Origin of the sequence: Rhodococcus sp. EPR-134 (genome assembly GCF_001647205.1) — a bacterium.
In the GTDB taxonomy this organism is placed as follows: Bacteria; Actinomycetota; Actinomycetes; order Mycobacteriales; family Mycobacteriaceae; genus Rhodococcus_F; species Rhodococcus_F qingshengii.
Map to the genome: position 1 here is coordinate 1 of NZ_LVCT01000218.1, position 9,264 is coordinate 9,264.

At 60.7% G+C, this 9,264-nt stretch carries 8 protein-coding genes and 1 tRNA gene; 4 read left to right on the forward strand and 5 right to left on the reverse strand.

Going from position 1 to position 9,264, the window contains the following annotated elements; genetic code table 11:
* The coding region (locus A2J01_RS09825) for a UPF0182 family protein (RefSeq protein WP_064112612.1) at positions 1-2,632 on the forward strand (2,632 nt) is incomplete at its 5' end.
* An 89-nt stretch (positions 2,633-2,721) separates the two neighbouring features.
* On the opposite strand, the gene A2J01_RS09830 is transcribed toward A2J01_RS09825, so the two are convergent.
* Positions 2,722-3,276: a transglycosylase family protein gene (locus A2J01_RS09830; RefSeq protein WP_003942299.1), complete on the reverse strand. Its 555-nt coding sequence runs from the start codon at positions 3,274-3,276 to the stop codon at positions 2,722-2,724.
* Positions 3,277-3,726: 450 nt separating this feature from the next.
* Between A2J01_RS09830 and A2J01_RS09835 the strand changes: the two genes are divergently transcribed.
* Positions 3,727-3,800: transfer RNA gene (locus tag A2J01_RS09835), tRNA-Met, on the forward strand.
* Between the two features lie 73 nt (positions 3,801-3,873).
* Positions 3,874-4,650, forward strand: a complete 777-nt coding sequence (locus A2J01_RS09840) for an esterase/lipase family protein (protein ID WP_064112613.1) — start codon at positions 3,874-3,876, stop codon at positions 4,648-4,650.
* A gap of 4 nt (positions 4,651-4,654) precedes the next feature.
* Here A2J01_RS09840 and A2J01_RS09845 read toward each other — a convergent pair whose 3' ends face one another.
* The 4 genes from A2J01_RS09845 to A2J01_RS09860 are packed head-to-tail and all read right to left on the reverse strand — an operon-like array spanning position 4,655 to position 8,098.
* On the reverse strand, positions 4,655-5,299 hold the full coding sequence (locus tag A2J01_RS09845) for a GntR family transcriptional regulator (protein WP_007731273.1): 645 nt from the start codon (positions 5,297-5,299) through the stop codon (positions 4,655-4,657).
* A gap of 47 nt (positions 5,300-5,346) precedes the next feature.
* Positions 5,347-6,417: an isopenicillin N synthase family dioxygenase gene (locus A2J01_RS09850; protein ID WP_064112614.1), complete on the reverse strand. Its 1,071-nt coding sequence runs from the start codon at positions 6,415-6,417 to the stop codon at positions 5,347-5,349.
* A complete protein-coding gene (locus tag A2J01_RS09855; protein WP_064112615.1) occupies positions 6,414-7,319 on the reverse strand; it encodes an ABC transporter permease in 906 nt (301 codons plus the stop codon). The genes A2J01_RS09850 and A2J01_RS09855 overlap by 4 nt, the downstream gene beginning before the upstream one ends.
* Positions 7,316-8,098 carry an ABC transporter ATP-binding protein gene (locus A2J01_RS09860; protein ID WP_003942349.1) on the reverse strand — a complete coding sequence of 261 codons (783 nt, stop codon included), beginning with the start codon at positions 8,096-8,098 and terminating at the stop codon, positions 7,316-7,318. The genes A2J01_RS09855 and A2J01_RS09860 overlap by 4 nt, the downstream gene beginning before the upstream one ends.
* Before the next feature lie 251 nt (positions 8,099-8,349).
* Between A2J01_RS09860 and A2J01_RS09865 the strand changes: the two genes are divergently transcribed.
* Positions 8,350-9,264 (forward strand): nitrate ABC transporter substrate-binding protein (locus tag A2J01_RS09865; RefSeq protein WP_231915756.1); only part of this gene is annotated, 915 nt, incomplete at its 3' end.

A 9,264-nucleotide genomic window follows, 5' to 3' on the forward strand; every position in this document is an offset into this window, starting at 1 on the left:
CAATGATCCGATCGCGCGCTACCGCACCACCGTCATGTCGCGTCTTCGTCTTTTCGGCGTGATCATTCCGGTAGCGATCGGCATCCTGTCCGGTCTCATCGCACAGGCCAACTGGGTCACTATCCAGTTGTTCCTCAACGGCCAGGCTTTCGGGATCACCGATCCGCAGTTCAACTTGGACGTCGGCTTCTACACGTTCGATCTGCCGTTCTACCGTTTCGTTCTGAATTGGTTGTTCGTCTCGATTCTGCTTGCCTTCGTGGCAAACCTGGTCACCCACTACGTTTTCGGTGGGATCAAGTTGGCCGGGCGCAATGGGACGTTCACCACGGCCGCTCGTATTCAGCTGGCTGTCATCGCCGGCACCTTTGTGCTTCTCAAGGCGGTGGCGTACTGGTTTGATCGGTACTCGTTGATGTCGAGTAGTCGTAAGGAACCGACGTTCACCGGCCCGGGCTTCACCGACATCAATGCGGTTCTGCCTGCGAAGCTCATTCTGTTGTCCATTGCGGTCATCTGCGCCTTGGCGTTCTTCGCCTCGATCTTCACGCGGGATCTTCGGATACCGGCCATGGCAGTCGCTCTACTGGTTCTTTCGTCGGTCCTCGTCGGTGCCGTCTACCCGATGATCGTCGAGCAGTTCTCCGTCAAGCCCAATGCGGCGCAGAAGGAGAGCACGTACATCGAACGAAACATCGAAGCGACCCGTCAGGCGTACGGGATCACGGAAGAAAACGTCGACTACGTCGACTATCCGGGAATTGGCACCAAGCAGCCCCAGGACGTTCCGGCAGACCGGACCACGATCGCGAACACACGCCTGTTGGATCCGACCATTCTGTCGCCGACGTTCACCGCTCAGCGTCAGCTCAAGAACTTCTACGGGTTCCCGCAGACGCTCAACGTCGACCGTTACGAACAAGACGGCCAGTTGCGTGACTTCGTTGTCGCCGCGCGTGAGCTGTCGCCGAACAACCTTTCCGGCAACCAGACGGACTGGATCAACAAGCACACGGTCTACACGCACGGCAACGGTTTCGTCGCCGCCCAGGCCAACGAAGTCACGGCCGTGCAGGGCGACAGTCAGAACAACACCGGTGGCTACCCGATCTACTCGGTGAGCGACCTGACGACCACGCCCGAGAACGAGAATCTCAAGGTGGACAATCCTCGTTCGTACTACGGCGAGGTGATCAGTCAGTCGGACGCCGATTACTCGATCGTCGGTTCCGTCGACGGTGAGGGACCGCGGGAGTACGACACCGACACCTCGAAGTACACCTACACAGGTTCGGGTGGCGTTTCGATCGGCAACTGGTTCAACCGTCTTGCATTCGCGGCGAAGTACACCGAGCGCAACATCCTGTTCTCGAGTGCAATCGGCTCGAACTCGAAGATCATCTTCAAGCGTGATCCGAAGGAAAGGGTCGAGGAGGTCGCGCCTTGGCTGACGACCGACGGCGCTGCTTACCCCGCAGTGGTCGACGGCAAGATGCAGTGGATCATCGACGGCTACACCACGGCCCAGGATTACCCGTACGCGCAGCGCAGTTCGCTCGACGGGTTGGTCGAGGACAGTATCGACCAGACGACCGGGCGCCTCATTCCGCGCCAGGAGTTCTCGTACATCCGTAACTCAGTGAAGGCCACGGTCGATGCCTACGACGGCACTGTCACGCTGTACCAGGTCGACGAGCAGGATCCGGTTCTGAAGGCGTGGATGGGGGTCTTCCCGAACACGGTGAAGCCGAAGAGCGAAATCTCGGACGACTTGCAGGCACACTTCCGCTACCCGGAAGACATGTTCAAGGTTCAGCGAGAGATGCTGGCGAAGTACCACGTCGACGATCCGAGTGAGTTCTTCACCAACAACGCGTTCTGGTCGGTTCCGAGCGATCCGACGATCGACACGTCGGCCAACCAGCCGCCGTACTACGTGCTGGTGGGCGACAAGGACACCGCGAAGGCGGATTTCCGTCTGACCAGTCCGATGGTCGGGTTCAGTCGTGAGTTGCTGTCGGCCTACATCTCGGGGGCGAACGACAAGGAGAACTACGGCAAGTTCACGGTGCTGCAGTTGCCGACCGATACGCAGACTCAGGGTCCACAGCAGGCTCAGTCTGCGATGACGTCGGATTCGCGTGTTGCTTCGGAAGTGTCACTGCTCAAGCAGTCGAACAAGATTCAGTACGGAAACTTGCTGACTCTGCCGATTGCCGAGGGCGGAATCCTCTATGTCGAGCCTTTGTACTCGCAGCGAAACTCGCAGAACGCGTTCCCTCAGTTGGCGCGTGTATTGGTGAGCTTCAGCGACACCAACGGCATTCGGATCGGTTATGCACCGACCGTCTCCGAGGCGATCAGTCAGATTTGGCCGGGCGCAGGTTCGGCAGCGACGGTCACCCAGCCGGCACCCGATCCGGATACCGGAGCGCAACCGGAAACGCCGACAACTCCGACGGCACCGGCCCCGCCGGCTTCTTCGGATGACGTCACGAAGGCGCTGGCCGAGGTCAATTCGGCAATGGCGGCATTGAAGTCGGCGCAACAGAGCGGTGACTTCACCAGCTACGGTGCTGCGCTCGACCGCCTGCAGAAGGCTGTTGACGCGTACCAGGCGCTGCCGAGGTAAGCGGCGTCAGTTCATGAATAGCAGAAGGCCCACCATCCGATCGGATGGTGGGCCTTCTTGTGTGCTCAGGTGAAGCTGTACGAGCTGAATCAGCGCAGTGCTGCAACGATCGGTGCGTTGGCATCGGAGAGCTGCTGGAACTGTGCGGCGAAGCCGTACTGGCCGGCGAGGTCACGAGCGGTGTCGTAAGCCTGCTGTGCGGCGGGCTTGAGCTCGGCCGGGATCTCGATGGCGGGAGCAACTGCGGGTGCCTCGGCGACGGGAGCCGGCGCTGCGGCGGGAGCTTCTTCGACTGCAGGCTCGCTCGCGACGGTCAGACGCTGGCCGCAGACGGGCCATGCGCCGGGGCCCTGGCTCTGCAGGGTGTTCTCGGCGACGCGGATCTGCTCTTCCTTGGAAGCGTTGGCGGGCGAGCCGGTGCCACCGTTGGCGGTCCAGGTGCTCTGCGAGAACTGCAGGCCGCCGTAGTAGCCGTTTCCGGTGTTGATGTTCCAGTCGCCACCGCTCTCGCACTGTGCGACGCCGTCCCAGTTGTGGGTGGCTGCGGAAGCGGTGCCGGTGCTCATGGTGAGGGGCACTGCGACAAGTGCGCCGGCTACTGCCAATGTGCCGAATGCACGCTTGCTGATGCTGGTGTACGTCATGTCGGGGTAAATCCTCTCCGCGCTTGCTGACATCGGCGGGCCTGCGGGTCGGCGATGATGCTGACTTTCCCGGGCGCTTGTCTCTCCGTGTCTCTGCCCCTCGAAGGTTTCGGGGGTTCCGATCCCGCGGGGCAGAGTGGAGCAGCGGCGGGTCGGCGTTCGCCCGGTTGATTCGGGCCGGGACCGACCGTACGGGAGCGTCGAACGAGGGTCGATTCGCAATTTTCCGGACTGTCTGGTCTGCTCTCGACCCAAAATTTTAGCGTTTGTGCTGGTAGAGCCTTTCCGATGCCGTTTCGACGTACGTTCGTTACATGCTTGTTATGTGTTGATGCTCACGGGCATTTTGTGAACCCAGTCACCCGATTCTTCGACTTTCAGGCGTGTATTTCGCTCCAGCGCAGGCGATTTGCGTTCCGTTCACCCGCTCGTGTAACTTTGTCCATGCATCGCGGGGTGGAGCAGCTCGGTAGCTCGCTGGGCTCATAACCCAGAGGTCGCAGGTTCAAATCCTGTCCCCGCTACTAGAAAAGGACCGCCGCACTGGATTCCAGTGCGGCGGTCCTTTTTTGTGCGCAGCCGTCGTAGGGCGGCGACGTGCGACTCTCGAAGATTCTCTTGGCGATGGCGGTGACTACTTCGCTGGTGACCACCGCTCTGGCGTTCTCGGCAGGAAGCGCTGCCGCCGGTGGGCGGATCACCGATGCGAAGCGCGTGGTCTTCATCGTTCCGGGGCAGCAGCTCTACAACTCGGGAGAAACGCACCAGGCGACCTACCGCGCCCTCGACAAAGCACTGAGCGCTGCGGGCTACGAGACACACTTCGTCGACGCACCCGGCAAGATGATTGCGGCCGACGCCGAGCTGATTGCCGATTCGATTCGCTCCTACGCTGCCGGCGCTGACTCCGTCGGGGTGATCGCGCACAGTGCGGGTGGACTGAGCTCCCGGTACTACGCGAAGTTCCTCGGTGGCTCCGAAGTAGTGGATTCATTCGTCGCCATCGGTGCGCCGCAGTACGGTAGCCCCGGTGGCTGCGTACAAGGCCCTGCCGACGGCTACGACACCTGCATGTTCTCCGAAGTTCTCACCAAGCTCAATACCGGTGAGGACACTCCTGGATCTGCCTACTATTCGGTGGTGCAGAGTTCGGGCGAGTGGGCGGACGGTCGGTTGGACGGGGGCCAGTGCCGGGTGTACGTCGATGGCGTTCCCGGGGCCGGAACCGGAGGAGACCATCTCACCGAGCTCGAGCATCCAGAGGTCATCTCGGGAGCGATCAGCGCTTTGGAGCGAGACTGTGTCGGTATGTTCGTGGACGAGAACGACGGCGACATCACCTGGCCTGACACGCTGTTTCCGTCATTTCGGTAAAGCTTCAGGTCCGGGTTGTTCGGACGAGTAGCCCGGCTACGTGTGCGCTCGCGGCAGTCCTCGCCCCCAAGGCGTCACCCGATTCGATGGCCGCGACTATACGTGCGTGCTCGGTGACAGCGATCCGCCGATTGAGCTCGAGGCTCCACATGTCCGAACGGTAGAGATGTGACTGTCCGTCCAGACGATGCAGGGCTTCGCTGAGTGGGTGATTGCATGCAGTCTCACGAATCAAGGTGTGAAACTCGAGGTCGAGCTTCGAATCCCGACGCTGATCCGGCGGGCTCTCGAGAAGTTCGCGTTGCACCTGCACCATCTTGTTCAGCTGTGACACGGTTTCGTGCGTGGCATTGGCCGTGGCGTTGAACGCCGCGAGACCGTCGAGTACCTCACGCACCTCGAAGACCGCGCGCAGAGACTCCGCGTCCAGCGAATCGACTTTTGCACCCGCATTCCGTGTGTGGACGGCGATGCCCTCGTAGATCAACTGCTGCACGGCCTCGCGGACCGGCGTTCGACTGACATTGAGCTTGCTCGCCAGCGCGGGAACACTCAGTGGTGTCCCCGGCGCCAGCTCTCCCGAAAAGATCAGTTCGCGAAGTGTCTCGTGCACAGACTCGGTGAGTAAAGCTCGTTCGGTGGTGGTCATCTTGTCCTCACTTCGATCCTGCACGATGTCGACGGTACCCGGGAGCGCTATCCAGCGGCGCGCACCCGGTCAGCGTTGCGACTGTCGACGTCGGGCGCCGTCGCGCCTTTCAGTCCGGCCACTTTGGCCGCGATGTTCTCAGCGATCGTGATCGGCGGGTATCCCACTTCGCCCGGTGTGAGAGTCCCTGGCAGTGCTTCGATGACGGCGTCGTAGTTCCCGTCGAAAAAGAATGCGGCAGAGCGACGTCGGATGATCTGACCATCGACGATAGGTGGGTCGACTCGGTGCACTGTCGAGCGCCATCGGTCGTTCGTCCAGCGTGCCATCGCGTCGCCGAGGTTGATCAAGAGTGCGCCGTCGGCAGGTTGGACGTCGTGCCATACGCCGTCGGCACTCAGAACTTGAAGGCCCGGAACTTGATCTGCCCACAGGATGGTCAAGATTCCGAAGTCGGTGTGAGCGCCCATTCCCGTCATGTCGCCGGAGATGCGGATCTCGCCCTCGGGCAGTGCGTAGTTGTTCATCTTCATCGCGTCGATCGAATGGTCGAGCATCGAATCGAAGTACCCGGGCTGCAATCCGAGAGCGTCGGTAAAGGCGCACATCAGGATTCGTGCCAAGCCCTGGGCATGACGGAAATACTCTTCGATTGCCGGTCGGAATCCGGGCGCGGCCACGGGCCAGGTGTTGGCGGCGTAGCTGGACTCGGGTAGGTCGACGCCCGGATAGTCGCTCACCTCTGTGCCCACGACTATTGCTTCGTAGAAATCGTTCATCTGGTTCGCAGCGGCGACGCCCAGGCTCATGCTGAGTGATTCCGATTTCGGTGGTGAGTAGCCGCGGTTCTCGGACGAGGGACGGCGATAGTTGTTCTTCACCGTCAGTGGGAGAGCAAAGAACTCGTCGAGAGCGTCGGCCAGTCTTTCGGTCGCCGATCGTGGAATGCTGTGTCCGACAATCTGTATGAATCCGACCTCCCGGCACGCGCGATCGAGTTGAGCTGCCACTTCCGCACAGGCAGTGCTGTTGGTGGCGTTTGCAACCGCTGCCTCGCCGCGGAGGTACGGGCTGATATCGATCGTAGGAATTTCGAAGACAGGAGTTTCGTGAGTCATTTAAAGTCCTTGCGGCCGGACGTGTGCCACTTACCGACGAGCACACTTGAGAGGAATCCAAAGGCAGAGAAGACGAGGACACCGAACACCGACGCGATCACGATCGCGGCGATCAGATCCTCGGACTGAAGGCGGCTTCGGTAGACGTCGAGCAGCGTTCCGATCCCGGGTTGTCCTTTGGCGAAGAACATGTCGCCGATGATGGCACCGACGACAACAAGGCCGGAGGCGGTGCGGATGCCGGTGAGAATAGCCGGCATTGCCGCTCGCAGTTCGAGTTTCACCAATCGATCCCAACGGGACGCGCGGCCGAGGGTGAAGAGTTCGTGCAGTCCGCGATCGACCGATTGCAATCCGAAGTGTGTGTTGGTGATGATCGGGAAGGCGGCGATGAGAACACACACCAGGGTACGCGCGGTCATACCGTAGCCGAACCAGAGCCCGATGAGGGGGACGATGGCGAGGATGGGAATGACCTGCAGCACAACGGCATAGGGATAGACGATCCGCTCGATCCACTTGGCCTGGCTCATCAGCACGCCGGTTCCGACGCCGACTGCCACCGCGACGACGAAGCCGACCAGTGCTACCTGTGCCGTCACTGCGAGGGCTTCGAGCATGGGCGAGAGGTGCTTCCAGTCGAGTAGCGACTTTGTCAGTACTTGACTCGGCGGCGGAAGGAGAAATCGACGTTCCGGGGAGAGAACGAGGTAGCTGACGATCGACCACGCTGCGACCGCGCCGGCAAGTGAGAGCAGCGGATAGAGCAGGAAGGTGCCGAGCGCTCTCATTCGCGAGGGCCGTCCGGGCTGTGACTGTGCTCGCGCAGCGGTCGCAGAATCAGTGCGAACGGCGGAATTGCGTGCGGTGGTGCCCTGTTGCACTGCAAGGACTTCGGTCATCGTGAGCTCCCATGGAGACTGGCCGAGATCTCGGCGACGTGTTCGGTGTATCGGGCGTCGTAGCGCAGTTCCGGGCTACGCGGGTACGGGAAATCGATGTCCACGACCGAATGGATTCGTCCGGGCCGGGCGGTCATGACGACCACCTTGTTTGCGAGGTACACGGCCTCGGATACCGAGTGCGTGATGAACATCGAGGTGAACCCCTTGTCGGTGTAGAGCCTTTGCAGCTCTACCTGCATCTCCAGTCGTGTCATCTCGTCGAGAGCACCGAAAGGTTCGTCGAGCAGCATCACAGCAGGTGCGAGGGTGAGCGCTCGCGCCAACGAGACACGCATCTTCATTCCGCCCGACAACGCGTTGGGCAGTTGTTTCGCAAAGTCCGCCAGGCCCACTGCGCGAATTGCCTCGTCGGCGCGCAACTTTCGGGCTGCTTTGTCGCCGCCACCGAGTTCGGCGGACAATTCGACGTTGGCCTGCACGGTTCGCCAGGGGAGGAGAGTCGGCTCCTGGAAGATGAAGCCAACTGATTCGGTGTCGAGGGCAACCGCGCCGCTGGTCGGTCGCTCGAGGCCGGCCGCCATGCGCAACAAAGTCGACTTGCCGCAGCCGGAGGGTCCGACCACGGCGACGAAGTCTCCTCGCTCCACGTTCAGATCGATGCCGTCCAGCGCGACAGTGCCGGTATCGAACTTCTTGACGACATCGGAAAAGACCATCTGCATCGGTGCGGTGAGCTTGCGAGCGTCGGCATCCTGCATCGTGTTCGCGAGTTCCATCTGAGCCTCCGGTTCAATAATGCATGCAAAAGTTCTTCAAGATGTATGAACCATCTTGAATTGCATGTATGTCGCCTAGATTGCTGAATGTAAATGTGAGGTGACATTGCAGGTGAAGCGAGAATCCTGGCGCGCGTTACCTGATGGAAACAACTAGTCGATTGCATGTAATCCATGTGCTGCAGAATGTGCACATCGGATCATCCTTCCTGGTTCGCCCACATCCCAATTGTTTTCACGAAGGAGACGCTGTGTATTCAAATCGCAAGGTGCATTCCAATCGCAGAAGTGTGGGAGCGGCCGGCGCGGCACTGGCCATGTGTGCAGCCATCGGATTGACTGCGTGCAGCTCCAGTGAGGCTGAGACGGCCAAGGCTGAATCTCTCGAACCAGCTGCCGAGGCTCAGAACCTAGCGGGTCTCTGTCCGGAAAACGTTGTGGTTCAACTCCAATGGCAGCCGCAGTCGGATATGGGAGCGCTCTTCGAGATGCTTGGTCCCGGCTATTCGGTCGACACCGACGACAAGTCCGTCAGCGGGACTCTTGTCGCCGGAGGGAAGGACACCGGAGTCGACTTGACCTTGCGGGCCGGGGGACCGGCAATCGGGTTCCAATCCGTCAGCTCCCAGATGTACGTCGACGATTCGATCACTCTCGGCTTGGTGCACGGCGATCAGGTGATCGCGGCAGCGGCAAGTCAGCCCGTTGTGGCCGTCACGCCATTGCTCAAGTACAGCCCGGCAATCCTCATGTGGGACAAAGAGTCTCATCCGGAATGGGCGAGTGTTGCCGATATCGGCAAGTCCGACGCGAGTGTCGTCGTTTCCAAGGAGCAACTGTTTCCGCAGTGGCTCGTGGCGAAAGGCCTACTGAAGCAGTCTCAGCTCGACACGAGCTACGACGGAGCTCCCTCGCGATTTGTCGGTGACCCGACCATCGCTCAGCAAGGATTCGCGAATTCGGAACCGTACACGTACGAGAAGGAGACGCCGGCGTGGGACAAGCCGGTTTCCTATGACCTGCTGAAAGATTCGGGTTTCGACATCTACGCGTCCAATGTTTCCGTTCGTGCCGACAAGGTCGAGACACTCTCCCCGTGTTTGAGCAAGCTGGTTCCGATCATTCAGCAGGCCACCGCGGACTACATCACTGCGCCGGATACGGCG

Bases quoted from the DNA above. Each gene is read 5' to 3' on its own strand.
- A2J01_RS09830 (WP_003942299.1), bottom strand. From the start codon at position 3,276: ATGACGTACACCAGCATCAGCAAGCGTGCATTCGGCACATTGGCAGTA.
- A2J01_RS09855 (WP_064112615.1), bottom strand. From the start codon at position 7,319: ATGACCGAAGTCCTTGCAGTGCAACAGGGCACCACCGCACGCAATTCC.
- A2J01_RS09860 (WP_003942349.1), bottom strand. From the start codon at position 8,098: ATGGAACTCGCGAACACGATGCAGGATGCCGACGCTCGCAAGCTCACC.
- A2J01_RS09845 (WP_007731273.1), bottom strand. From the start codon at position 5,299: ATGACCACCACCGAACGAGCTTTACTCACCGAGTCTGTGCACGAGACA.
- A2J01_RS09850 (WP_064112614.1), bottom strand. From the start codon at position 6,417: ATGACTCACGAAACTCCTGTCTTCGAAATTCCTACGATCGATATCAGC.